This is a genomic window from Devosia sp. MC1541, assembly GCF_012847305.1.
Classification (GTDB): Bacteria; Pseudomonadota; Alphaproteobacteria; order Rhizobiales; family Devosiaceae; genus Devosia.
The window spans coordinates 1-25,085 of sequence record NZ_JABBDZ010000002.1 but is presented as its reverse complement, the minus strand read 5'-3'; the positions used below and the strand labels follow the sequence as shown (position 1 = coordinate 25,085).

General features: G+C 55.6%; 21 protein-coding genes, 1 tRNA gene and 1 pseudogene. 7 read left to right on the top strand and 16 right to left on the bottom strand.

Annotated features, from left to right (window positions below; translation table 11 throughout):
• Positions 1 to 34 precede the first annotated feature (34 nt).
• The 4 genes from HKD40_RS02830 to HKD40_RS02815 all read right to left on the bottom strand — a co-directional run bounded on the left by HKD40_RS02830 (position 35) and on the right by HKD40_RS02815 (position 4,778).
• Entirely contained in the window at positions 35 to 451 is a 417-nt protein-coding gene (locus HKD40_RS02830) for an endonuclease domain-containing protein (protein WP_169194217.1), read from the bottom strand.
• Positions 452 to 533: 82 nt separating this feature from the next.
• Positions 534 to 1,784 carry a Zn-dependent hydrolase gene (locus tag HKD40_RS02825; RefSeq protein WP_169194216.1) on the bottom strand — a complete coding sequence of 417 codons (1,251 nt, stop codon included), beginning with the start codon at positions 1,782 to 1,784 and terminating at the stop codon, positions 534 to 536.
• A 157-nt stretch (positions 1,785 to 1,941) separates the two neighbouring features.
• A complete protein-coding gene (locus HKD40_RS02820; RefSeq protein ID WP_169194215.1) occupies positions 1,942 to 3,438 on the bottom strand; it encodes a CoA-acylating methylmalonate-semialdehyde dehydrogenase in 1,497 nt (498 codons plus the stop codon).
• Between the two features lie 59 nt (positions 3,439 to 3,497).
• Positions 3,498 to 4,778, bottom strand: a complete 1,281-nt coding sequence (locus tag HKD40_RS02815) for an aspartate aminotransferase family protein (RefSeq protein ID WP_169194505.1) — start codon at positions 4,776 to 4,778, stop codon at positions 3,498 to 3,500.
• Positions 4,779 to 5,008: 230 nt separating this feature from the next.
• Here HKD40_RS02815 and HKD40_RS02810 point away from each other — a divergent pair, with 230 nt between their 5' ends.
• Entirely contained in the window at positions 5,009 to 5,674 is a 666-nt protein-coding gene (locus HKD40_RS02810; RefSeq protein ID WP_169194504.1) for a TetR family transcriptional regulator C-terminal domain-containing protein, read from the top strand.
• Between the two features lie 27 nt (positions 5,675 to 5,701).
• On the opposite strand, the gene HKD40_RS02805 is transcribed toward HKD40_RS02810, so the two are convergent.
• The 5 genes from HKD40_RS02805 to HKD40_RS02785 are packed head-to-tail and all read right to left on the bottom strand — an operon-like array spanning position 5,702 to position 9,547.
• Positions 5,702 to 6,757, bottom strand: a complete 1,056-nt coding sequence (locus tag HKD40_RS02805; RefSeq protein WP_282567608.1) for a nucleotidyltransferase family protein — start codon at positions 6,755 to 6,757, stop codon at positions 5,702 to 5,704.
• A gap of 19 nt (positions 6,758 to 6,776) precedes the next feature.
• Positions 6,777 to 7,196: a PqqD family protein gene (locus HKD40_RS02800; protein WP_169194213.1), complete on the bottom strand. Its 420-nt coding sequence runs from the start codon at positions 7,194 to 7,196 to the stop codon at positions 6,777 to 6,779.
• 43 nt (positions 7,197 to 7,239) lie between these two features.
• Positions 7,240 to 7,959 carry a glycosyltransferase family 2 protein gene (locus HKD40_RS02795; protein WP_169194212.1) on the bottom strand — a complete coding sequence of 240 codons (720 nt, stop codon included), beginning with the start codon at positions 7,957 to 7,959 and terminating at the stop codon, positions 7,240 to 7,242.
• The gene (locus HKD40_RS02790; protein WP_199368511.1) at positions 7,956 to 8,651 is read right to left on the bottom strand and encodes a glycosyltransferase; all 696 of its coding nucleotides are present in this window, start codon (positions 8,649 to 8,651) and stop codon (positions 7,956 to 7,958) included. Before HKD40_RS02790 ends, HKD40_RS02795 begins: the two co-directional genes overlap by 4 nt.
• 53 nt (positions 8,652 to 8,704) lie before the next feature.
• Positions 8,705 to 9,547 carry a hypothetical protein gene (locus tag HKD40_RS02785; protein WP_169194210.1) on the bottom strand — a complete coding sequence of 281 codons (843 nt, stop codon included), beginning with the start codon at positions 9,545 to 9,547 and terminating at the stop codon, positions 8,705 to 8,707.
• A gap of 178 nt (positions 9,548 to 9,725) precedes the next feature.
• On the opposite strand from HKD40_RS02785, the gene HKD40_RS02780 reads away from it, so the two are divergent.
• Positions 9,726 to 10,835: a hypothetical protein gene (locus HKD40_RS02780; RefSeq protein ID WP_169194209.1), complete on the top strand. Its 1,110-nt coding sequence runs from the start codon at positions 9,726 to 9,728 to the stop codon at positions 10,833 to 10,835.
• On the opposite strand, the gene HKD40_RS02775 is transcribed toward HKD40_RS02780, so the two are convergent.
• Complete coding sequence (locus HKD40_RS02775; protein ID WP_169194208.1) at positions 10,825 to 12,075, bottom strand: glycosyltransferase; 1,251 nt, start codon at positions 12,073 to 12,075, stop codon at positions 10,825 to 10,827. The genes HKD40_RS02780 and HKD40_RS02775 overlap by 11 nt on opposite strands.
• Positions 12,076 to 12,245: 170 nt before the next feature.
• Between HKD40_RS02775 and HKD40_RS02770 the strand changes: the two genes are divergently transcribed.
• Together HKD40_RS02770 and HKD40_RS02765 are read left to right on the top strand one after the other, a co-directional pair.
• Positions 12,246 to 13,310, top strand: a complete 1,065-nt coding sequence (locus HKD40_RS02770) for a nucleotidyltransferase family protein (RefSeq protein WP_169194207.1) — start codon at positions 12,246 to 12,248, stop codon at positions 13,308 to 13,310.
• A 124-nt stretch (positions 13,311 to 13,434) separates the two neighbouring features.
• Positions 13,435 to 15,222, top strand: coding sequence for a hypothetical protein (locus tag HKD40_RS02765; RefSeq protein WP_169194206.1), 1,788 nt, complete (start codon positions 13,435 to 13,437; stop codon positions 15,220 to 15,222).
• Here the strand turns inward: HKD40_RS02765 and HKD40_RS02760 are convergent.
• The 3 genes from HKD40_RS02760 to HKD40_RS02750 form a co-directional block, all read right to left on the bottom strand.
• Complete coding sequence (locus HKD40_RS02760; protein WP_169194205.1) at positions 15,206 to 15,577, bottom strand: MmcQ/YjbR family DNA-binding protein; 372 nt, start codon at positions 15,575 to 15,577, stop codon at positions 15,206 to 15,208. The two genes, HKD40_RS02765 and HKD40_RS02760, sit on opposite strands and share 17 nt — an antisense overlap.
• A gap of 77 nt (positions 15,578 to 15,654) precedes the next feature.
• The gene (msrA, locus tag HKD40_RS02755) at positions 15,655 to 16,305 is read right to left on the bottom strand and encodes a peptide-methionine (S)-S-oxide reductase MsrA (RefSeq protein ID WP_169194204.1); all 651 of its coding nucleotides are present in this window, start codon (positions 16,303 to 16,305) and stop codon (positions 15,655 to 15,657) included.
• Positions 16,306 to 16,381: 76 nt separating this feature from the next.
• Positions 16,382 to 16,705: a hypothetical protein gene (locus HKD40_RS02750; protein WP_169194203.1), complete on the bottom strand. Its 324-nt coding sequence runs from the start codon at positions 16,703 to 16,705 to the stop codon at positions 16,382 to 16,384.
• A 225-nt stretch (positions 16,706 to 16,930) separates the two neighbouring features.
• On the opposite strand from HKD40_RS02750, the gene HKD40_RS02745 reads away from it, so the two are divergent.
• Positions 16,931 to 17,020: transfer RNA gene (locus HKD40_RS02745), tRNA-Ser, on the top strand.
• A gap of 505 nt (positions 17,021 to 17,525) precedes the next feature.
• Here HKD40_RS02745 and HKD40_RS17790 read toward each other — a convergent pair.
• Both HKD40_RS17790 and HKD40_RS02735 read right to left on the bottom strand, forming a co-directional pair.
• Positions 17,526 to 18,479, bottom strand: a pseudogene (locus tag HKD40_RS17790) (recombinase family protein); the annotation flags it as partial.
• 95 nt (positions 18,480 to 18,574) lie between these two features.
• Complete coding sequence (locus HKD40_RS02735; RefSeq protein WP_169194202.1) at positions 18,575 to 18,928, bottom strand: hypothetical protein; 354 nt, start codon at positions 18,926 to 18,928, stop codon at positions 18,575 to 18,577.
• Between the two features lie 879 nt (positions 18,929 to 19,807).
• Here HKD40_RS02735 and HKD40_RS02730 point away from each other — a divergent pair.
• Both HKD40_RS02730 and HKD40_RS02725 read left to right on the top strand, forming a co-directional pair.
• Complete coding sequence (locus HKD40_RS02730) at positions 19,808 to 21,940, top strand: AAA family ATPase (protein ID WP_169194201.1); 2,133 nt, start codon at positions 19,808 to 19,810, stop codon at positions 21,938 to 21,940.
• Positions 21,937 to 23,886: a UvrD-helicase domain-containing protein gene (locus HKD40_RS02725; RefSeq protein WP_169194200.1), complete on the top strand. Its 1,950-nt coding sequence runs from the start codon at positions 21,937 to 21,939 to the stop codon at positions 23,884 to 23,886. Before HKD40_RS02730 ends, HKD40_RS02725 begins: the two co-directional genes overlap by 4 nt.
• Position 23,887: 1 nt before the next feature.
• Here the strand turns inward: HKD40_RS02725 and HKD40_RS02720 are convergent, their stop codons facing one another.
• Entirely contained in the window at positions 23,888 to 24,871 is a 984-nt protein-coding gene (locus tag HKD40_RS02720; protein ID WP_169194199.1) for a hypothetical protein, read from the bottom strand.
• Positions 24,872 to 25,085 lie beyond the last annotated feature (214 nt).

Below are 25,085 nucleotides of genomic sequence, written 5' to 3'. Positions count from 1 at the left end.
GCGCTTTCCCCTCGCGCGGATCGGCGATGTCTATTTACACCCTCTCTTCACCTCTCCCTTTGGGGGAGAGGTCGGTCTTCGTGAAACGAAGTCCGGGTGAGGGGGCCTTGCTCAAATGCTCGGCAATGGCAGTGAGCACCCCTTCGGTGTTCTCCAAAACGTCGTCGTTCCAGAAGCGTAAGACCGAATAGCCGTGGGCAGCGAGATCCCTCGTTCTCGCTGCGTCTTTGGCATTCTCGGCGTGTTGGCCGCCATCAAGCTCCACAATAAGGTCAGCTTCTCGATAGGCGAAGTCGGCGATATAAGCGCCCACTGGCAGCTGCCGAACGAATTTGAACCCGTTTAATTGCCTTTCGGGGATGTGCTCCCAGAGTTTTATCTCCGCGTCAGTCAAATTGGCGCGGAGGCGTTTGGCGGCTTGGGCGGCAAACTTGGTTTTGAGCGTGCTCATACGGCCCCCTCACCCGACGCAACGCGTCGACCTCTCCCCCAAAGGGAGAGGTAAAGAGGGTGCTTATGCAGGAGCACTGTCTTCACCCCACGATCTCCGCTGTTTCAAGAACGGCGTGCAGCAACACGTCGGCTCCGGCTGCGGCCCATTCGGGGGAAATCTCTTCCGCTTCATTGTGCGATAGCCCACCGACACAGGGGCACATGATCATGGTCGATGGAGCGACCTTTGCCGCCCAGCACGCGTCATGGCCCGCGCCAGAAATGACATTCATATGGCTGTAGCCAAGGCGTTCGGCGGCTGCGCGCACACGGCCAACAAGCGTTGGGTCAAAGGTGACCGGATCAAAATGACCAATGGCTTCAACTGCGCATTTAACGCCGATTTCGTCGCAGATCGCGGCCGCACGCTTTTCGATTTCGCCGCGCATGCGATTGAGCTTGGCGAGGTCTGGCGTGCGGATGTCGACCGTGAAGATGACAGTGCTTGGGAGCACATTGCGCGAGTTTGGGGAGAATTTGACCTGCCCCACGCCGCCAACGGCGCCCGGCTGTTCGCCCATTGCCACGTCCTGCACCATCTCGAAAATGCGGGCCATGGCGAGCCCGGCATTGACGCGCATGTTCATGGGGGTGGAACCGGTGTGCGCCTCGCGACCGGTGAGAGTGAACTCGAGCCACCACAGGCCTTGGCAATGCGTGACGACGCCGATCTGCTTTTCTTCGGCTTCAAGAATAGGCCCTTGCTCAATGTGATACTCGAAATAGGCGTGCATTTTGCGCGCGCCTACCTCTTCGTCACCCAGCCAGCCGATGCGCTGGAGCTCATCGCCAAAGCTCTTGCCGTCCTGGTCTTTGCGGCCATAGGCGTGCTCCTGGCTAATGACACCGGCAAACACGGCTGAAGCCAGCATGGCGGGGGCAAAGCGCGCGCCTTCTTCATTGGTCCAGTTGGTGACGACGATGGGATGCTTGGTTTGAATGCCGAGATCGTTCATCGAGCGCACAACTTCGAGGCCTGCGAGCACGCCCAAGACGCCGTCATATTTGCCGCCGGTTGGCTGGGTATCGAGGTGCGAGCCGATGTAGACGGGCAGGGCGCTCGGGTCCGTGCCCGCGCGGGTCATGAACATTGTGCCCATTTGATCGACGCCCATCGTGAGCCCGGCTTCGTCGCACCATCGCTTAAAAAGCTCGCGTCCTGCTTTGTCGCTGTCGGTGAGGGTTTGACGGTTATTGCCGCCAGCCACACCGGGGCCAATCTTGGCCATCTCCATCAGGCTATCCCAAAGCCGGTCGCCATTGATCTTGAGGTTTTCACCGGGTGCGGTCATGCGTGTGTCTCGTCATTCTTAAGGTCGAAATAAAAAGCCCTGCCGTCGCGGTGCGCGAGCGGCAGGGCTTACCTTCAATAGCATTATGTGCGGCGCTGGGCCGCCGGAGCGGGGTCGCAGAGATCAACTTATGTTCGATCCTGCTCCTCATCTTTGCCTACTTCACACTTGGGAAGCTAAATTCGGCACCACCCTTGATGCCGGCTGGCCAGCGGGTGGTGACGGTTTTGAGCCGCGTATAGAAGTGAATGCCTTCAGGCCCGTAGATGGAATGATCGCCAAATAGGCTGCGCTTCCATCCGCCGAAGGAGTGGTAGGCCACCGGCACGGGGAGGGGCACGTTAATGCCCACCATGCCCACTTCGATCTTGTCGGCAAATTCACGAGCGGCGTCGCCGTCGCGGGTGAAGATGGCCGTGCCATTGGCATATTCGTGCCCGTGGATGAGATCGACCGCGTCTTGGAAACTGTCCCGGCGCACAACCGAGAGCACCGGTCCAAAAATTTCTTCCTTATAAATCTTCATCTCGGGCTCGACATTGTCGAACAGAGTGCCGCCGACATAATAGCCATTTTCATAGCCCTGTAGGCTGAAACCGCGGCCATCAACGACGAGGTCAGCGCCGTCTTCAACGCCGCTATCGATATAGCCGACGATCTTATCGCGGTGCATTTTGGTGACGACCGGACCCATTTCGGCGTCCTTATCGGTCGCAGGGCCAATTTTCAGGGCTTCAACGCGTGGTTTCAGCTTTGCCACCAGCGCATCCGCTGTCTGCTTGCCAACGGGCACAGCCACCGAGATCGCCATACAACGTTCGCCCGCTGAGCCATAGCCTGCGCCCATCAGCGCATCGGCGGCCTGATCGAGGTCCGCGTCTGGCATGATGATCATGTGGTTTTTGGCGCCGCCGAGGGCCTGCACGCGTTTGCCGGCTTTGGTGCCGCGCTGGTAGACATATTCGGCAATCGGGGTCGAGCCAACGAAGGACACAGCCTTGATGTCGGCATGGTCCAAAATCCCGTCGACCATTTCCTTATCGCCATGGACGATATTAAGAATGCCTTCGGGAAGGCCTGCTTCCATAAAGAGGTTCCAGGCCAGCATTGGAGCGGATGGATCGCGTTCCGACGGTTTTAGGATAAAGGCATTGCCGCAAGCGATAGCGGCTGGATACATCCACATCGGCACCATGGCCGGGAAGTTGAACGGGGTAATCCCGGCAACAACGCCCAGCGGCTGCCGATCCGAATAGCTGTCGATAGACGGGCCGACATTGCGGCTGAACTCGCCCTTCAAGAGATGCGGAATGCCACAAGCAAAGTCGACGCAGTCAATGCCACGGGCGACTTCGCCCAAGGCATCGTCATGCACCTTGCCGTGCTCTTTGGAGATTTCGCGGGCCAGATCATCAGAATATTGATCGAGCAGCGCCTTGAACTTGAACATGACGCGGGCGCGCTTCATCGGCGGGGTATTGCCCCAAGCCACTTGAGCGTGTTTGGCATTGGCGACAGCGGCGTTCAACTCATCGAGCGTCGAGAGCGGCAGCTCAGCCGATTGTTCGCCTGTTGCCGGATTAAAAACCGGGACGCGGCGAGAGGATGTGGAGACATAACGTTTGCCTGCGACGGCGTTCTCAATGACCTGCAATTTTCCCTCCTAGAGTAGGCGGGCAGTGCGGCCCCTCAGCCGCTCTGCGCCGTCCCGGTTTAGTCCAGCGTCTTGAGAATGTCGGACAGTGTGGTGACGATCTGATCGATCTGGCTTTCAGAAACGATCAGCGGTGGCGACAGCGCAATGATGTCGCCGGTGGTGCGAATGAGGACGCCCTGTTCATAGGCTTTTAGGAACGCCGAGAAGGCGCGCTTGGTCGGTGCGCCGTCGATGGGTTTCAGCTCGATAGCGCCAACGAGGCCGATATTGCGAATGTCTATGACATGCGGCAGCCCCTTAAGGCTGTGCAGACCATCTTCCCAAACTTTGGCCAGTTCGGCGCCGCGCGTGAGCAGACCTTCATCCTTGTAGGTTTCGAGCGTGGCGAGACCCGCCGCCGAGGCAATAGGATTGCCCGAGTAAGTATAGCCGTGGAAGAACTCGATCATGTTCTCCGGCCCGGTCATGAAGGCGTCGTGGATTTCCTTGGAGACCATGACAGCGCCCATTGGGATGACGCCATTGGTGAGACCCTTCGCCGTGACCATCATGTCAGGCACAACGCCAAAATAGTCGGCGGCAAATGGTGTGCCGAGACGGCCGTAGCCAGTGATGACCTCGTCGAAAATAAGAAGAATACCGTGCTTCTTGGTGATCTCGCGTAGGCGCTTCAAATAGCCTGGCGGTGGAATGAGCACGCCGGTGGACCCGGCCACGGGCTCAACAATAACCGCTGCGATGGTGGATGCGTCGTGCAGGGTCACGATGCGTTCGAGCTCGTCAGCCAGATCTAGGCCGTGTTCCGGTTCGCCGCGCGAGAAGGCATTTTTGGCGAGGTTATGGGTATGTGGCAGGTGGTCGACGCCGGTGAGCAGCGTGCCGAACATTTTGCGATTGGTGACAATGCCGCCAACGGAAATGCCGCCGAAATTGACCCCGTGATAGCCGCGTTCGCGACCGATCAGACGTGTTCGTGAGCCTTGGCCGATAACCTTCTGATAGGCGAGCGCAACTTTGAGCGCGGTCTCAACCGATTCAGAACCAGAGTTGGTGAAGAGAACATGGTCGAGCCCGGCAGGGGAGATGTCGACAAGGCGGTTTGCGAGCTCGAACGCCTTGGGATGCCCCATTTGGAAGGCAGGCGCGTAATCCAGCTCAGCGGCCTGTTTGGCAATGGCCTCAACAATTTTTGGGCGCGCGTGGCCAGCATTGCAGCACCACAGGCCTGCGGTGCCATCGAGCACTTGGCGGCCATCAGCGGTGGTGTAGTGCATGTCTTTGGCAGCCACGAACATGCGTGGGTTCTGCTTAAACTGGCGATTTGCCGTAAACGGCATCCAGAACGCGCTGAGGTCGTTTGGCGCAACGGTGGATGATGGCGACACTATAGAACTCCCCCCTGAACTTAAGTCTTGCGTCAAACAGACTTGACGATGACGCCAGAAGTCAGGAAATTTTGACCAATTGGAAAAATGTTACCATCCCTATCCATTCCCGCAAGGCGAAAATGAGCACGAACAATACAAAGACGAGCGGGAAACTTGTGGGGGTGAGTAAAAATTCAGCAATGACTGGTCAGGATGTGATCGCGACGCCTAGTAAAAAGCCTAAGGCGCTGACTCGAATACAGAAAGAAAAGCACGACCTTATCCTTGGTGCAGCGCTTGAGGTCTTTTCTGTCCATGGCTTCCGAGGGTCGACCATTGACCAAATCGCCGAAGTGGCGGGAATGAGTAAGCCCAACTTGCTCTATTACTTCCCACGCAAGGAGGAGATTCACCGCCGCCTGATTTCCGAGCTGCTGACCACTTGGCTGGCCCCGTTGCATGAAATGAAGGCCGATGGCGACCCAGCGAGCGAAATCCGCTCGTACATCCGGCGCAAACTGGAGATGGCGCGCGATTTCCCCCGCGAAAGCCGTCTCTTCGCCAATGAAATGCTGCGTGGGGCCGAGCATGTCATCGACATGATCGAGGTGGATTTGAAAAATCTCGTCGATGAAAAAGCGCAGATTTTGCTGCGCTGGATGGAGGAGGGCAAGCTGGCGCGCACCGACCCCTATCACCTAATTTTCGCCATCTGGGCGACCACCCAGCACTACGCCGATTTTGACGTGCAGGTTCGCGCTATTCTCGGGCCAGGCCGCAATGGAGAAGGCCGCTTTGAAGACGCCGCCCGCACGCTGGAGCATTTGTTCATGCAGGGCATCCTGCGGACGGCGAGTAGCCCATAACGACGGGCGCAGGGAAACCGCGGTGTCTCAGCGACTGAGGGGACGTGTCATCCCGCGTATAATCTTGCCAACGAGCGTCGATGGACTGTGCCGGAAAAAGCGCAGATCCCGATAGGCCTTCCGCAGTTTTGGGCCGATTGAACGTTCAGTTGGTCGCTGCCTGTCGGCCATCCACTCGTCGATATTGTGGTGGCGAACCGTGGCGTTGAGCGCGGCCATGAACGTGCTTGGAACGTCATACGGGGTGTGTTGTGTCAAAAACTGAAAATAGGCTAGAGCATGGGCCTGCAATCCGTGACGCCGAATGCGGGCTTGAAGCGCCACCCAGTCAATCGCGTTAGGCACAATGGCGAGTAGCGCATGGCCCTGAAGTATCGCTGTGAAACAGGCGATGTCGTCATGAATTGCGGGTTGCACGCAGGCACAAAAGAGTAGCTCGGTCGGAGATAGCAACCGCACATGCCTGTCTTGGAATTGGTGCATGTGAGACGCTGCGATGCACTCTTGTACGAAATGCCGATTGGTCAGACTGGGTAACGGGCTCGTTCTGAGAATGATCAAACAGTCGCTGCTCGGCGGGTGCCAAGAAGCGTTGTCTGGCGCGGGCCTTTCGCTCACGGGGCGATAGGCATTTGCTTTGAAGAGGTCTTTGGCCGCATGAAATTGAGCAGCCGGGATCAGCAGCTCCAGTGCGCCGAGAGCCATCCCATCCAAACGCACCGCCTTGTGCGCGTGCAAAGCCAAACCTGACAGCAGGATGGGCGCGATGGTCTGCTGGGCCATTAGATCCAGAACCTGCCGCAAGTGGTGCAGGTTCGCCGCGTTTCTAGTGAAGAGATTTCGGCTCACGCCGCGCAGGCGCTCGTATTCACGGTCTGCGATATTTTCTCGGGTCACGAAATCGGCAAGCATTGGAAATGCACGGTGTTGTGCAAAGGGAACGGCGCTCAAAGGGGTTAGCGCGCGCCATTCTGTGTATGCGTCTACTGAGGCCGCCCCGCTCTGCGCAATCGCTCGCAGCACGAGCGCATAGGAACGATCAAGGTGAGGAGCAAGCGCGGTCGCTTTAGGTGACGCGGTCATAGTTGTGGCTGAGTTCGCCTCAGTCCTTCTTTGCAAGCGGCCAACCGACTTCAGCGTCCACTTCATGCACGGGATCCAACAGCAAAAGGCTCTGCATGTCGCCAAAGGATTCCAATTCGGGCAGATCTACAGCATCTGTAAAGGCGGCGAAGCTGGGAGCTGTGCTCGGCACCGCGGCGCTATCGACGCGTCGCATCAAGCCATGATCCTGCAACTGCTGTATGAAGCTGTCTGTCGCGACCGCGAGATCGCCGCGCGCGCTGGCGAGCGCTCGGATCGTTTCGATCGAGTGACCGGCATTGAGGTCAGCCCAAATAGCAGCGCCGGAGGCCTTGATACTGAAATAGATGCCAGTTTCGAGATTGATGGCCACCAACTCGCCGTCAAATTCTTCGGCGCTGCAATTGGGTTCAGCTGTTTGAAGGAATGTCTCGGTCATCTCAAGGTCTCCATATAGTGGTGTTGGCGCAGGCCAGTTCGCGTCACGATCTGACTTTGTAGTCTGCGCCTTCGGCAATCGTCGCGAGCTCGAGCCCTGTCTCATCAATGAGATAGTCGTAGTTTTCGGTCTGAAAGCGGTTGGTCGGGTCTAGTTCTTTGTAGCGGTGATATCTGGCCAGACGATCCGCGGCATCGATCATACGCAGATGATAAATTGCGTAAGGCAATTGCCTGCCGACCGCATGGAGCCGCATGACGATCTCCAGCGGCATCCAATGGCGATGCAACTGGCGCGGATCAAACTTGTTGTGCGAAGGATTGTTCTTGAACAGGCGATAGCGTGCCTTCTGGCCCCAAATCCCGTCCACGCGATACGTGCGGTCGTCGTTCCACATTTCACGTAGGCGCAGGGAAAAGGCCTCAACGCCACGAACGTCTGCTTCTTTCAGTAGCGCTGGCAGCGACGCACCGAAATTGAGTTCGATACGTTCATCGGCATCGATGCATAAAAACCAGTCCGCCTGATGACGACGGCCTGCTTTGATGAGTTCAATATGGTTGTCGCGTTCTCGCCAGGGTTGACCAGGAGGACGTTTGATCAGCTCAGCAAGCTTTGGGTGAGCGGACAAAATATCCGCTGTCTTGTCCATTGACCCGTCGTCGATGGCTATAATCGCATCAACGACTGGGGCGATATTCTCAAGCCATTCGGCGAGGTAGCGCTCTTCATTGCGCGCTTGCAGCAGAGCGACAACTTTCATGATTTTCCCTGCAGCGCGCGGCGTCGATCGATAAGCGCCTTTAAAACAGGCGCATAGCTTTGATTTCGCAGCGTTTTCGTGCTGTGGTTAGAGCTGTGGACACGGCGCATCGATACTGTCGCGTCGAGCATAGTTGTAACGAGGCCCGCATCTTTTGCTCTGCCGTACCAGTCCATGAACTCGCCGACTTGAAAAGTCTCATTGAACGGCCCGACCGCTCGGATGTCCTCTACAGCGGCGAGCAGAGTGCCTGCCGAAAAAGCAGGCATTGGATCAGGAGGGCAGGCTAGGGTTCTAGTCAATTCCGGGGGCAGTTCAGGCGACAAAAAATGTTGCATGTGGCCAAAGACCAATGTCTTGTACTGGCCTGCGAGTGCGATATGCTGGAGTTCAAGCTTTTCGGGCGCCCACACGTCATCGGCACTGAGAAACGCAATAGTGTTGGTATTAGTCAGTCGCACGCCATGATTGAGAGCTGCAGCAACGCCGGCATTGGCCTGGTGCACATAGGTGACGCCCTGGTAGGACTGCGCAATCTCCGGGGTGCCGTCGGTTGAGCCATCGTCGACGATCATGATCGCGGCAGCAGGCCGCGTTTGCCGCACAACACTGTTGATGGCTTCGCGCAAGTATTTTTCCGCATTGTAAGCCGGTATGACGACGGTTGTGTCGGCGGGGGGCGTCTTATTCAAACCGAATTACCTGATGTCAAAGTCTCATGCGCACTACGCAGGCAGCGTAGTGCTTAAAAGCGGGTGTAGTTATCTGGGCACTGATACATTAGAGCTTGACCAATGCGAGTGCCATTAATCAAATCAACCAATTTCTTTGCGGTAAAATCAGTAGTGGCCATCTTCTTGGCCGGCTTCAATAATCCAATTTTTAAGTCGTTATAGTCTTCTTGTGTCGCATTCGGCAAGACCGCGAGGAGCGGATACGCAGCGGTGTCTGCATGCTGATTTTGGTTGCCTGAAAGTTTTGAAAATATTTCACAGGCATAACACCGAACTGAATAGGCAAAGGCTAATTGCATGACCCAACTCAGCTGCGAGCAATTCAGCGGATCAACCGAAATGAACGGGTGAAGATCGAAGGCGACTTGATGGCCCGCCGCGTTCTGAGCCATCCAAAAATAGCCAATTTTGTTGTGGTGTTGAGCAAGCTCCAGAATGATCCGGCTGACGTTTATATTGACTAAGCGGTAGGTTTCCGTCTCGTCCGCGCCGATGTCGTGGTAGCCGGTCGGCCATTCATGTATCGAGAACCATGAGACATGCTCACCATGCGCGATACGCCCGTAGCCGACGCAGGCGACGACCTCTATGTTGAGCCTTGCAAATTCTTGCGCCATGAAAAACTCGGTGGCAGCCTGCTGAAACGATGCGCCTCCCACGAAAGCAGTGTTGTGGCCGCTGGCCACATCCACCATCATCCGTCCATCGAAATCAAAGCGCGGTGCGGTCGGTCCAGACGCTACGTGCGTCCCAAATTTTACACCACCGCCACGATAACCTGCCCCTTTGATCTTTAGCGAATAACCGCGTTTATCGGGGTGGGGTAGATGGATCGATCTGCCGCCATCAACCAAGGCAATCCGAGACGGTTTTTCGAACCAAGCCCGTACCCGTTGGGATATTGCCGGGGGTGCATGGCGAACTTCTATTGAACTGACAGTCATCGGAGTGAATAGCATTTCTGAGAAATGTATTTTATCAGACGGTTAAGCTAGCAAATCGTCCTTGTGCACAAGCAAAAAGAGCATGCAGATGGCAGGACTAACTGAATTTTCCACCTCCTGTCTAACAGTAGACGGCGCCACTGCAGTTCAATGGATGCGCCAGGTGATCAGCCATTTGGCTACGGCGCCGCAACCCGTTTGGCATCGTCGCAAAATTTTTCTCGCGGACCTTCAGCTTGAGCTTGTTTTTGATGATGCCTCGTTGGCCGATGATTATGTCGGCATCTTGTCGTCGCGCGCAGTGGAAGACCTCTGTGAGCACCGTATTTTCATTCTGACGGGAACACATACGCCGGAATTTGGGGTGCCGCGACTGGATCAGTCGACATGCTCCCCCGAGGCTTTTCAACACTTAGCTCGCGCGGCAGGATTGCGTGCGGCCTATCCGTTTCAGGAAGGGACTTGGAAGTTCTACGATACGGAGCGACGCATTGGCGTCCAGCTGACAGAACGCAGAGAAACTCTGCCGCTTTGGGACGCGACAGCGCCGTTGCGCCAGCACTTGCACTGGATATTCGATGAGCATGAGCAGCGGCTCGCCCATGCCGCAACCCTAGGGCTTAACGGCGCTGGCATAGTGATGTTCGGAGCCGGAGGCGCAGGAAAGTCTGGAACTACTCTTGCGGGCTTGTCTGTGGGTCTCAAGACCGTCGGCGATGACTATATTGCCTTAGACTTGGCAGGGTCTTGCCTTGCTCGTGCGCTGTACAGGGTTGTCAAACAAGATCGTTCAGGTTTGGCGCGCCTACCTCATTTGCAGCAGGGCACGGCCGATTTGGCCGACAATTGGCGCGGCAAGGTCATGTTTAACCCCGACCGGTATTTTCTTGAACCCTTTGTGAGTGAACTCCGGCTCGGTGCCGTGGTTTTGCCCCATATTGCGCACGCTGCGGTTCCGGCTTTGCGCCCGGCCAAAGCGCGCGAGGTCATGCTTGCATTGATGACGTCCAATCTCTTTCAATTCCCTGCAGAACAAGAACGCGGTATGTCGTTTTACGCCAAGCTTCTCAGACAGCTCCCGTGTTTTCATCTAGATCTCTCAGCTGACGCCGAACAGAATGGCCGCCTATTAAAGGCTTTTATCGAGGCGAATTTTCCGCACGACGGCATGCGGTTCTCGGCCGAACTTACGGGATAGGCTCTGCGCCGATTTGCCGTGCGAATGCGGGAAGGCAATAGCGCAGGCGTCTGTCAAAGGCATCCGCTTGTGCCACCAAATTGCGTTCTCGGAGCCAAGCCAACTGTCGTTCAGCATGGACATCGTGGAAGCATGAGAGTTCCATGGCCATGTTCAGATGAGCCTCGCTCTTGGCGTCGTCAACGTTGCGATACGCATCCGCGCACAGGAGGCGCAGCGCGATATTTTCGCCGTCCATGGACACGGCGCTTTCGAGCAGGCTGATGTTTTGGAGCGGGCTATCATGTTCTTCAGTGCTCGCCAGCCGATAAGTGCGCTCCAATTGGCGCGCTCCCCGCGCCGCACCGACACTATAGGCCCAGCTCCCAATGCTGAGAAAAGGTTTGACTGCAGCAAGAGCTGACTGATCCAGACCGATGAAATCGGTCGCTATCTTGTTGGCAGCGCGTCTGCGTTGGCGGGCATTTGCAGAGACGGTTTTGAATTGAGCCAATGGCGTAGGTGACGCTTTGTCGGAAGGCTTACCTCGTGCAGCTCGAAACCCTCGTGCATAGAGGTCTTGGGTGAGCGACCACCCTGTTTGAGGATTGGCATGCTCTGTCTGCACTTCGGGCGCCCAAGCGGCAAAGACCTGACGTCCAAGCCGTTGAGCAAACGAACTGTCTTCAGCGATCCGGGCGGCTGTGTTGAAATACCCAAACTCAGCAAAGACATCGCGCTTATAGGAAGCGCCATACCGTAGTGCATATGCGGGATGGATCTGGGGGGAACGAAGGCCAAAGAGCAGCAAGTGGGCAGCGAGAGCGGGGGCATTTCGCAGGTCAGGCAAGGCGATGGCCGAAGCGACAGCGCGACTACCCTTTGCATGTCGTTGCAATCTCGCGCTGACCCAGCCTGGTCTGGCGATGCAGTCCCCGGCGAGAAAGCCAACATAGGGTGCTTGCGTCGCGTCAATGCCAATATTACGCGCTGCGCCGACGCGCAAAGGCCGCTCGATATCTATGACGCGGATGCGTCCACTAAATTCGCTTAGAAGCGCCCCCGCCCCTCCGCCTCCGGAATTCACCACTACAACTTCCGCAGCGCAATCCTGGCGGAGTAGGGACGCGACTGCTGCAACTAAACCCGGTTGCGCGAGGAAACCAATAACGACGACGGCCAAGTCTGCGCGGTGCAGGTTCGTCGGAGAGACATGTTCTGATGGCCCGGTGACCCAGCGCTTCCACGTCTCGGAGGCCATCGATAACACTTTCTTACATCATTGAACCGGCGGCGGAATCCTTAACACCACGTAGCCCAATGTGTATAGAATCTGTCTTTCACGAGGACTTATGAGTTCGTGGTGCTGACGTTCATACTGTGTGGACGTCAGCACGGTCGAGGCATGTCGGCTATGGGATCGGTTATGAAATGACACGTCTAGACCTGCGTACATTTGCTCAGATCGGTTTCAATGCGGCTAAGGGGCAATACCCACTCGCACAATTGCGTCACTTGCGGGCAGCTGGCGTGTCCGTCCAAAGCATCGAAACTTTAGCTACGCGGCACAGGCTTAAACCTATTTTTGCCTATCTGCTCTCGGAGGTGAACTGGGATACGGCCCTTCCCAAGCCAGCATATTACGTCGCGCGGCATCTCCATATGCGTCAACAATTATTGGAACTGGATCGTGCCCTCCAAAATGCTGGGGCGCGGGTGATTTTGCTCAAGGGCGCTATCCAGATTTTTCGGCCAATTTATCCGCGTCCCGGCCTTCGGCAGATGGCGGACTTGGATATATTGGTGAGCACCCCCCAAGCCCTGCAAGTCTTTGCAAAGCTCGGCTATATCACCGTGGATCCGGTAGACGAGTTTCCAACGACACTAGAGCTCAAAATCGGCGAGCATCACCTTGCGCCAATTGGGCGAGAAGGAGATGCGGCGCGGGTCGAGCCGCATGTGCTATGCGTACCTCCCGCATATGTAGGTTTCCTCGGCGATGTCGAGGGCAGTGCCATCGCAGCTTCGGGAGCCCCTAGCCTGCTTATGCCCTCGCGCGTCGATCAGATCGTTATCACTCTTATCCACGCGCTCCGAGCCGACAGAAACAGCATGCATGGTGGATTGTTTCTACGCTCCTTTATCGAGCTGGAACTGTTGTACGAGGGGCTGGAGGCCTCTGAGCGCATTGCGCTAGAGAGAGCAATGAGTACGAAGACTAATGCACGGTTGTGGGACGACTGGCGCGTCGTTGCTGACTGGGCGTTGCGCGGTGATAACAGCGCGCGCTGGCGGAGTGTCCGTGCAGCACAGCTGATTGCTGAAATCGAGTTAAGGCACCTCGGTAGCAGCGGAACGATGATCGCAGCGAGCCTCAATCTGCTCGCCGACATGACACGGCCGCAGTTCTGGAAACATGCACGGCCCCAGAAATTTTTCGGTAAATTGTTTGATCGTGCTTTTTGGCGACGCCTGACTGCCTCTTTTAGAGCCTGAGGAAGTCCAGAAGTGTTTTCGGCGCTTGCCGTCCGGTCGGCTGTTGTCACCATGGCGAACACAGCACACACCCGCTTTTAACCACTCTTGTTCCAGAACTAAGCCTCGCGTTGGAGGGCAGGGCGTGTCGGGGGACAGATCGAGTTTGGAGCGCCGCGAGTGGGCGCTGGTCGGCGCTGTCTGGCTAGGCGCAGTAGTCGTGATGCTCTATCGCGTTTTCGCGGCAGGCGAGGCGCAGCCCCTTTTTGCGGACACCGACGACGCGATGCGGCTGGTTTTTGCGCGCGACTTTCTGAACGGTCAGCCGTGGTTTAATTTTATTGCGTACCGGCTCAATACGCCTTTTGGCGCGGAGCTGCATTGGTCGCGCTTCGTCGATCTGCCAATCGCCGCCCTACTGGCCGTTTCGACTTGGGGTGTCGGCGCGAGCACGGCGGTGGTTGTCACCGGGGTGGTCTGGCCGCTGTTGCTCTTGGCCGTTTTGATTTATCTCACCGTGCGCATCACCAAAACCTTGGTGGGGCCAGAGGGTGTGCTTCCCGCTGCGCTTCTGCCCGTGCTGAACCCTGCGCTGATGGCCGAATTCTCACCGGGTCGGCTTGATCACCACAATGTCGTGGTCGTGCTGACCTTGGCGACGGTCTTGGCAACGCTTATCGGGCAGCGTCGCTCGGTCGGCGCATGGCTCGCGGGATTTTTCGCGGCCTTTTCTATCGCCGTGGCGATTGAGGCTCTGCCTCTTGTCGCCGGAGCAATCTTGGCCTTTGGCCTTGCCTATGTGCTCGACGGACAAAAGCGCCATGCGATGATGCGCTTTGGAATAAGCTTTGCGCTCAGCAGCGCCTTCTTTCTCGCCACCGCGCGTATGCCGGATCGGTGGTTGGAAGCGGCATGTGATATGATCTCGCCAGTCTATGTGCTCGCCGCCGCTTTGGTTGGGCTGAGCTATTGCGCAGTCGCGCTGCTGCCCCAACAAAACCACGCGTTCGGCCGTTTGGCTTTGTTAGCGCTGTTCGGGGCGGGAACACTGAGCATTCTCGCTTTTACCTATCCGCAGTGCGTGCAAGGCCCCTACAGCACGCTCGACCCCTGGCTGCAGGCCAATTGGCTGAATAATATTGTCGAGGCAAGACCATGGCATGTGAGCCTCGTCGACGGACCGGTTTATGCTTTCGTGGTGACTGTGCCCGTGGTGTCGGGGCTTATCATCGGTGTGGTAGCGCTCAGGCGTGGCGTAAACATCGACCTTTGGCTGGCTCTGGTGTGCTTTCTGGCACTGGCCTGTCTTGCCATGCTGTTTCAGATCCGCGGAGCGCGTCTTGCCACCAGCCTATCTGTCCCGATGGCAGCATGGCTGATTGTGGGGGCTCGGCAGAACTATCTTCGAAACACCAATATTTTGAGCACGCTGGGGCTGCTTGTAAGCTGGCTAGTCTCTGCAGGTGCAGTGCTGGGCCTTGGCGGCAATGCCGTATTGGCCCTGACAGGCAATGCGCCCTCGGCAGAGGCCTCTTTAGACATAGGCGCACGGCAAGAATGCCTACTGCCTGACGCGTTTGTCGATCTGGCAGGCTTGCCAGTTGAGCGGATCATGACGCCTATCGATCTGGGGGCGCATATGATGCTGTATACGCCGCACCATGTTGTGGCGGCGCCTTATCACCGTAACGAGCAGGGGGTGTTGGACGCCTTCCGCTTTTTCCAAAGCAGCGAAGCCGACGCTTTAGCGATTGCGCGCAAGCGCGGTCTGGGTTTGGTGGTCACATGCCCGTCCATGCCTGAAATGGGCGTCGAAAAATCCGGGGATGGTCGATCGCTTTTGAGCGTCATCGCCGCAGGGCAATTGCCCGAATGGTTGCATGAGGTGCCGTCTGCAGGCCCGCTCAAAGTCTACGCTATTGTGCCGGAATAAGCCCGAGCTCGGCTGGTAATCGTTTGGAGAGGTTTGCAGCAACCAGCCGGCGTGCTTCCACGATATAGGCGCAAATGTCTTGCTCGGTCAGTGGGCTGCGATGGGAGATCGCCACCCATCCGGCGCGGGCGAAGTAAGGCGCGGGGCGAATGCCTTCCACCTCAATCATCAGGGAAAAACTCATAGGCGACACTTTGAGCCAGATCTCGCCCGGGTCCTGGTCGAGCAAGCAAAACACCTTACCGCCAATCTTGGCGACAGAGTCGTCGCGCCATTGCCGGACCAGCGTTACGGCTGGAAGGCTTAAGACGAAGCTCTCAAACGGCTCTCGATGCATGATCGCTGGATAAGTCACGGCCGGTCCGGAAAGAAAAAAGCGCCCCGACGGATCGGAGCGCGAAATGCTTACCATGTGAGGGGACAGCGCCTCAACTAGGCCGAGACGCCCAAGCCTATTGGGCAGCTGACGCCTGTGCCCGCCAAGCCGCAATAGCCATTGGGGTTTTTGGCAAGATATTGCTGATGGTAGGTTTCTGCATAATAGAAGGGGCCGGCAGGGCCGACCTCCGTGGTGATAGGTCCCAAGCCACGCGCCAGCAGCGCCTCTTGATAGGCAGCGCGGCTTTTGTCGACCACTGCTGCTTGCTCGGGTGTCGTCGTGTAGATGGCGGACCGGTATTGCGTGCCCACATCATTGCCTTGGCGCATGCCTTGAGTTGGGTCGTGTTCTTCCCAGAAGGTCTTCAGCAGTGCCTCAAGCGAGATCTGCGTGGGGTCATAGACTACTTTAACAGCCTCGGTGTGACCGGTGAGGCCAGAGCAAGCTTCCTCATAGCTCGGGTTCGGCGTGTGCCCGCCTTGATACCCCACTGCAGTGACCAGAACGCCTGGTACTTGCCAGAAGAGGCGCTCGGCACCCCAGAAGCACCCGAGTGCGAGATAGATTGTCTGGCTCCCGTCGACATAAGGCCCCTTCAGCTTCGTGCCATTGACAAAATGGTGTACGGCAATAGGCATCTCGGTAGCGCGGCCGGGCAGGGCTTCGCTGGCAGAAGGAAGAGTAGCTGGCTTGCGGAAAAACATGAACCGCTCCTGTGTCTGCGTTTGAGGCTGTGTACCCCATATGGGGATTGGAGCGGCGAAGCGCCAGAGCTGGAGGTTAGATGTACTCAGGCTGCAAAAAGCGTTCGCGGCGCGGGCGACGCCCCACCAGCGCAAGAACTATCCCCAGGATTCCGAACACCGCAAAAGCAGGGTAACCCAACAAAGCCGAGAGTCCGGTCTGCAGCATGTCTGCAAAGTAACGGCTTCCTACGAAAGAGAATGTCGCCTCGAGCGTGGACGGGTTCAGTTGGGTCCAGAAGTTTTCAAGGCTAGTCCAAGTAATTGACTTGGAGGCGAGGGATTTTGTACCGTCGATGATCAGCATAATCAGGCTGAGGGCGATAATCCATGTGCCCAAAAACCTCAAAACTGCGCGCATACTACCCTCTTCCGTTCGTGGGGCGGAGAAACACAGTTGTCGGCGCAACCCTTCCACCCCTCATGTCGGCCATCTTATCACCCTCGCTGGTAAGCTGAAACGGATGATGGTGATAAACTCAAGAATGTGGGTGAACGATCCCTTGCGTCCGAAACGATCCTGAGTATATTGCGCCTCGCTCGCAGGGATTTCCAACCCCTATCGGTTCGTCCGAAACAGCGATGCGGAGAGGTGGCCGAGTGGTCGAAGGCGCACGCCTGGAAAGTGTGTAGGCGGGGAACCGTCTCAAGGGTTCGAATCCCTTTCTCTCCGCCATTTTGCTATTAGGCATTTTGTATCCTCCTAACATGTTGAACGGTAAAGACTTTTTCGGGGTTCGAAAGCCCTGAATTGGGTCATAGACCAGATGGTCCGCAAAGGCCAATTTCAGGACTAATTTTTGGTGCGCAGGATCGCCAGAAGCCCATAGTTTTGAAGGGTTTGCGAGAAATCCGAAGGCGAGTTCGAACATATCCTCAAATGTGCCTAGCGAGCGCCCTGCATTTTGGCGTTTTTCTTCCAGCACCAGCTTGCTGCGTTCCAATTCCTCAATTTTGCGCTCAAATGCCCCCATGACGGTTGAAGTCGTGGCTTCCACAATGCGGTCCAGCAAACCAGAAATCTGTTTTTCAACCCTCGCCACCTCACGCTCGTAGCTAAGCGCCATCGCACGAGCTTGCGTCAGTCGCTGATTCCAAGCATCGCGGAACATGTCCTGTACGAGCGAGAACAGCGCAGGCGCAGGTGCCAGATCGTTTAGCAGACCTGCAAACTCGCCCTCCAACGTAGCGCGTCTGATGGATTTTGATCGGCGTTCGCAGCCTTTCGTCACGCAGAGATAATAAGCGTGCTTGACGCCTGTTTTGCTCTTGGACCAGCACGAGGTCATTGGTCGTTCGCAACAGCCGCAGGCGACCGCCCCACGCAGCGGAAAGTCCGCGCTGATATCAGGGCGAATGGGTATCCGCGCCTTGCTGTTCAGTCGTTCTTGAATGCGCTGGAAAGTGGCTAAGCTAATCAGCCCCTCATGCTGCCCCTGCCGCAGAGAGATGTTCCACTGCGGGCGCTCGACGTATCCTGCATAGATTGGGTTTGTCAGAAGCTCTGGCACAAGCGTATTGCGTACCATGCCCCGCTTGCTGGTAGGGTAGTCTGGATGCCCCTCGATGAAGCGCCGAACCTCTGCTTGCGATTGAAAGCGCCCCGACGCGAACCCTTCCAATGCTTCTTGGATAATGGAGGCGACAGGTTCATCGCGCACCAAAACCTTACCTTGTCCTCGCGTTTGCTCATGCCTGTAGGCCACCGGCGCTGAAAACGGCCAATAACCAGACATAATGCGTGATGCCATGCGGTTCTTGGTTTGCTCGGCGTTTTTTTGGCGGGCATGTTGCGAGACACTGGCCAGCAAATATTCGACCAGTTGCGCGTCTGAGCTTTCGCCGAACTCTACGGATGGACTTTCCAGCTTTGCTCCGGTCACGCTGATGGCCGTGCGAAGGTCGATATGCCCACGAACGTCGCGGGCAAGTCGGCTTATGTCGTCAATGATGACGACATGGGCAGACGTTTTGCAGGCGCGGCGCAAATAGGTGAGCATGGCAAGGATGCCAGGGCGATCAATGACGCCCCCGGACACCGCCTCGTCAGTAAACACGTTGACGACGTTGTATCCTTGCCGTTTGGCAAAATCCCGACAGCGCGTTTCTTGCGAACCTAGGCCGTGACCCTTCATGGCTTGAGCAGTGCTAGAAACCCGCGCATAAATTACTGCGCTGATCGGATTATTTGGTAGGTTGCTATAGTCCTTTTGCATGGAACCCGGCCCTCCTACGGCTGTCTCTTTGGCGCTCGCCGAGGTTTTGTCTTTTGGTTATTTACGGTTGTCTTGCTGGACTCTAGCACGTCAGAGAATCCCGCCTCCAGCGGTGATTCTTTATTTGCGGACTTATCCAGAACCTGTTGGATCGGGCTAATCCCGATGCCCAAATCGACAAAATGGACCATGATTTGCCAAATCGTTTCGAGCAGTTCCGCCTTCTGGGCTTCCGTTAAATCGGCGTCGACCAGGTGATGCATGTATGAGGTTGGGTCGAACGTGAGCGGGACGAGGGCAGCTCTGTCGTTCGTTGGTTCCTGGGTTTTGTTCTGTTCCAGCGTCAGATTTTCGTCATCATCCAGCATGCCGTGCCCTTCCTATACTTTGCTCAGCGCAGTATCGGGCGTCATATGCTTCGGAATGTTTTTGAGGTTCCCTCAAACAGTCCAGCATTAGCCATAATAATACTATGACTTACCCGAAAGCTTTGCTGCAATCATTGGTTGTTGTGCAACGCAATGAATTGTTTCTCTGCATTTGGGCTAGAAGCCTCATGGAGGCATTCAAGCTGGGTACCTACTAATGCCACAAAAATTGTAAGTGCAATGACCTCGACTCGATTTTTTTTGCGCAGACCCCACGAGCTTAAAACGCCTCAAGGAGCGCTGGCTGCTAGATAAGATGGAACGCTAGAGCATGTCCCGTCCAACCCTGGCCCTACGGCTCGACGGCGGTCAACCTTGCCGTGGTTCGCAAGATGTGTGCGGTAGTACCGCACAATCTTGGAAAGGGGGCGGTGCCCGCCCCCGTTTCATCCCCCAAGCCGTGACGCATTCTCGGCATCGAGCCTTGCCTGCGTCATTCAACCGTTGCGGCGGTTGACCACGCGCGGGAGACTTCAGCTCTCCCTGCACCCTTCGATCATGGGGCTATCGCGCCGCCCCGAACCCACTCGCCAGACTTGGAGCATTCCTGCCCCACCGGCACCGAACCCTGGACAAGCGTTTGGCCGCTTGAGCACCACATGGGGAACCTTCAAGCTCCCCACGCCCCCATGACCAACCGTGCGGTGATTGGATGCAGCCAGCATTGCGCCGCTAGTCCGCGCGAGACTCGAGGGCCCATCCATCACCGCCATTCCGCCAAGTGTCGTTCATAACGACCGCCTGACACCAGTCGGGCACAGCCAAAACTTCAGTTCTTTCAAATCAGCCGCGTGCGCAGTCTTACTGGAAAAATTCGGTGTGAGTAATTTGATCGTAGGGCGTGAAATTCAAGCCAGCTTCTTTAAGATGAGCATCTTTGGGGGGAATGTGTTTCTAGCAAATCTAAAAATTGAAAATTTTCGCGCATTTGGATCAAAAGCGGACGGTAAAAATCTCGACTTGGCCTTCACGCCTGGCCTCAACCTTCTTGTGGGCGAAAATGACTCTGGCAAGACTTCCATAGTTGACGCCATCCGTCATCTTCTTTGGACAACAAGTCAGGACTACCACCGACTTACGGATGATGACTTCCATATTCGGGGAGCAGAGCGTTCCGACAATCTGACGATCACTGCAACGTTCAAAGAACTCAGTGTCCTACAGCAAGCCGCCTTTCTTGAATATCTGACAGTTATCGAAGGCGAGGAACCTTCTCTTTGCATCTCACTGATCGCACGTCGACAGGTTGCCGGACCTGGAACAAGGGGTCGCGCAAGTGTGGTCTTTCGTGCCGGGGCTGATTTGAGAGGGCCAACGGTCGAGGGAGCTCTTCGGGAGTTTCTGCGCTGCACTTATCTAAAGCCGCTTCGTGACGCCGAGGGAGAGCTGACAGCAGGGAAAAACTCGCGTCTCTCGCAAATTCTCAAATCGCATCCGGATTTTGCCGATCAGGCAAGCAGTGACTGGGTGCCGGAAACGCCAACCGTATCGCCTACGACGCTTGTAGGTATCATGAAGCAAGCCGAACACCTGATTAGAAATAATAGTGTCGTTCAGAGTGTGCATGATGACATCAACACGAATTTTCTGACGGACTTGTCGCTAGGCACTGAAATACTCACCGCCGCAATTTCGGTGGCGCGCAGTGCAGATCTCCAACAGATACTGGAAAAGCTGGAACTGGCTTTGGGGCCTCACGCTGGTGCAGAGCTTCCAACACGACGCGGTCTCGGGCTGAACAATGTACTGTTCATGGCTACCGAACTACTCCTGCTGGGGGCATCAGACACGATGCCATTGCTTCTTATCGAGGAACCGGAAGCGCATCTTCACCCTCAAATGCAGCTTCGCCTCATGGAGATGCTTGAGCTAAGAGCGTCGCCGCCTGCCGTAGATGAGACTGACGAAAGAACTCCTCCCGCAGATAGCGATCCGGTTGAGGACGGCGTCGACGAGGCAGAGGCAGAGGGCACGCCAGCGGATCAAGATGCTGCGTCTTCATCGGCGTCAACGGCGGCTAGCCGTGTTCAGGTTGTAGTGACCACACACAGCCCCGTTCTTGCATCTAAGGTGAATGTGGGAGCCCTGACTCTTGTAACTGGTCACAGAGCTTTTTCCTTATCGCCGGATTGCACCCGGCTCGATGCCTCTGACTATTCATTTCTTCGGCGTTTTCTCGACTCGACTAAAGCCAATTTCTTTTTTGCTAAAGCCGTCCTGGTGGTGGAGGGTGACGGTGAGAACATCCTGCTGCCTGCCATAGCGCACGCATTGGGGCGCTCGTTCTCAAAGTACGGCGTGTCAGTCGTAAACGTCGGCCATCGTGGCCTATTCCGCTATTCTCGTGTATTCCAGCGCAAAGATGACCAGGTAATTCCGATTAACATCGCGTGCGTTGCTGATCGTGATATTCCGCCCCTGGAAGCAAAGGGATATGTGCCAGCGGCCAAGCCGCCAAAGGGGGGAGGCAATCCGCCAGCGAAATTCGCTAATGAGTTCACGAAGGATCAGCTCCAGGCAAAAGAGGAAGCACTAAAATCCCGCGATGGTGGTCCCGTAAAAACCTTTGTTTCGCCAAGCTGGACCTTGGAACATGATCTCGCGCTATGCGGCTTGGAAGCGCCAATGTATCGAGCGGTAGCATTGGCTACTGCTTCGAAATCGCGAGGCGCGCCCGTAACTGAAGATCGCGCTCTCGTAATCCGTAAGGCAGTAGATGAACGATTAGCCACCTGGAAAGATGAGGGTAAGACGGCAGCGCAAATTGCTGCATTAGTATACGAGCCCTTGTGTGAAAACAGGGCGTCGAAAGCTGAGGCCGCCCAGTTTCTGGCTGCCGAACTTGATTTAGAAAAATTCACCCCGGCAGAACTAGCCAAATGTTTGCCTCAGTACCTGATCGACGCGATCGAGTACGTTACCGAGCCACTTCCCGCGAGGGTGGCAAAATGATCCCTGTCGAGATCACAGATGATGATATTCGGTCGATAGAGGCGATACTGAGATGTGATTTTTCTGCTGGTGAGCAGACGCACGCTCTCAAGGAGCGCTCATCAATTGATATTCAGGCTGCTCCCGGCAGCGGAAAGACAACTTTGCTGGTGGCGAAGCTTGCCATCCTAAGTCAGCGCTGGCCCTATGCTGGCCGGGGCATATGCGTGCTCTCCCACACCAACGTGGCACGAGAAGAAATCGAGAAGCAGCTTGCGCTACACCCAACTGCAAAAGCGCTGCTTGGATACCCTCATTTTATCGGAACTATCCAGTCATTTGCACATGAGTTCTTAGCTTTACCCTACCTGCGTGGCTTGGGAAATCACCCCAGAATTGTAGACGATGCAAGGTTTACAGCAGCGGCAAAGAGGGTGGTTGGTGGTAAGCAATATTGGCATGCAGCTAATCACCTTAAGAACCATGATCAAAGTGCGGAGAAAATAATTAGTACACTTAGGTTCTTCGGTCCCGATCTCGATATTGTCTGCGATGCCAAGCTGCCTGGATCTACTACCGAAACTTTTAAATCTTTTAGCAAGTTGAAGTGGGATCTTGCCGAGGATGGTGTTTACAGTTTTGAGGACATGCTTGCCTTCGCCCAACGTGCTATTAAATATGTGCCAGCACTGAGCGAAATTGTGAGCACGCGATTTCCTATCGTTTTTTTTGACGAGATGCAGGATACCGATGATCTTCAGGAGAAGGTAGTCCAGGATGCCTTTGGGAACCGTTCGGTTATGCAGCGCTTTGGAGATCGGAATCAGGGAATATTTGATGACGATCGGGAGCTGACGCCGTCTTCTTTTCCTACCAAGGGTTATATAGATCTGGCTGGCAGTAGGCGGTTCGGAGCACACATCGCGAAAACCGCCTCGACGTTGACGAAGGCGCTGCCACAGGTGATTTGCGGCGACCCTGTGAAGGCGGAAAAGGCGCACACCATTTTTCTCTTCGATGACGCCACTATCTCGAAAGTGCTCCCAGCCTTCGGAGAGCTGGTATTGGAGCAGTTTCCTGAGCAAGCGGATCATAAGCTTGTCGTCAAAGCGATTGGATGCAGGAAGACAGGCTCTGGTAAGAGTCTCCCACGTCACATCGGTGACTACTGGAACGGCTTTGAATCAGCTCACACGAACAAAACGGCAGGACTTCCATCTCTCATTGGCTATGTGAGGCGCGCAAGGACGCTTGCCAGTGAACATGAGAATCTCCACACAGCTACAGCAGCCTTATGGGATGGGGTTTTTGCATTTCTTCATACTCATAGTTGCAAGCTGCGATCAGGTGAGATCCTCACCAAAAAGGGTTTGATACGTCAGCTTGAAGAAGATGATCCTGGCAGTTCTTTCGCATTGCTTGTTCTCATGCGTGATTTGTGCGTGGGACAGGCGCCAGAACAAGCGACCTGGTCGGTAGCTATCAGCACGCTTGTGTCGTCGCTGAAAGGAATCCTGCCCAAAGGCGCGGGTGACGTAGCTGAAGAGTTTCTCTTGTGGAACGACGCCCCTGTGCCGGTGGAGACCGTTCGTTCAGCGCGCCGAAACGTATTTGAATACACCAAAGGCGAACGACGGGTAGGCATCAACCTGAACACCATTCATGGCGTCAAAGGGGAAACTCACAATGCGACGCTCGTTTTGGCCACCAGCACCAACCAGCTATTTGATCTGAAGGAAGCTTTACCACTGCTGTCGGGCACGGGTCAGGAACGAGCCAAAGCGTCCATTCCTAAACTGCTGATGACATTATTCGTGGGCATCACCCGTCCAAAAGATTTGCTGTGCCTGGCGATTGTTGCTGATCATTGCAGTCAAAAACAACACGATGCCCTCGCCGCACTCGGCTGGTCAATTAAGGATTTGCGTGATCACACGAGTGGAAAAAGTACCGCCGCGGAGGCGTAGTTCAATCAGACATATTCTCATCCTCGCTAGGAGGCGGTCCCCCGGCGACTTGCAACCAACGCCCATCTGGCTCTTTCCTGTAGAGCTGCCCGGTTCCCCATTCTATTCCCGCACCATGATAAACTGTGCAGTCGGCACACATGTTTGCCCACGTGGCTTTACCGTCGATCCTGCCATCTGAAATAAAGGTTTCGTCGCCCAGAGGTATTAGACAGAGGTCGCATTGCTCTGGAGCGCCTTCGTAATATTTGCGTCTGGCAATATTGTCTATATCAACCAGTGGTTCGAGCATCTTGTCAGATGAACTGCCGTCGCTCATTGGGCCAATGCGCGGGGCTATCTTGAAAAATATAGTTCTCAGAATATCTTTATTGCGCTCTAGATAGTCATTGAACAAGCCAAATGGTATGATCTGTTCAACAGGTTTCCAGCGCCCATTGACTATTCGGAAAAACTGCCGTTCTTCGCTAGCGGCATCGCATCGAAAGCTTGTGTAAACAAGTCCTAGATCTTCTAGGATGTCTATGTCCTGAGCTTCGTACCCACCCCAAGTCATGGACAGTGTCAGAAATCCTACGTTTCCACTGTAATACTTTTTTAGTACTTCAAGAAAACTTGCGGCGTCATATACTTTTTTATCAGCAGAAGCCAACTCTCCTATGTAGGCGCGAACGATGTTTTCATTATTTATGACATTGAGAGAATAACTCGGAACGTAGAGTATTCCATTTTCTTTGCTGGTAGCGAAGAACAATGTGAAAATGCCCGCTGATGGTGCAAAGATCGACACTGCAACCGATGCATCAGGATAGTCCCTTTTAGCCTCTTCTATCTGTGCTCGTATTGTGGAGGCCCATACCGGATTGTTCGGCAACGCTTCTCCAATGTCCTTTGATAGCTGAGACATCTCAGCTTTGTCAGATAGGTCTACAAGTCGTTTAAGCCGTTGCCCGGATGTCCCTGCATCGCCAGCTATTTCTCCCAAAATTGTGTCATCTGTCAGCGCTGTGTTTCGAGCGAATGCGCCCCGTCGGTGTACGCATCGTATCGACCATTTTTCTTCTTCGAGGAGTGGTCTGCCCCCTGAAAAGTGGTCCTCCCTGAAGTAGGCTATTGAGCCGCTAGAGAGGACGTTGGAATGCCCCAGAAGAAGCACAAGCCCGAAGAGATCGTCGCCAAGCTACGCCAGGTTGATGTTC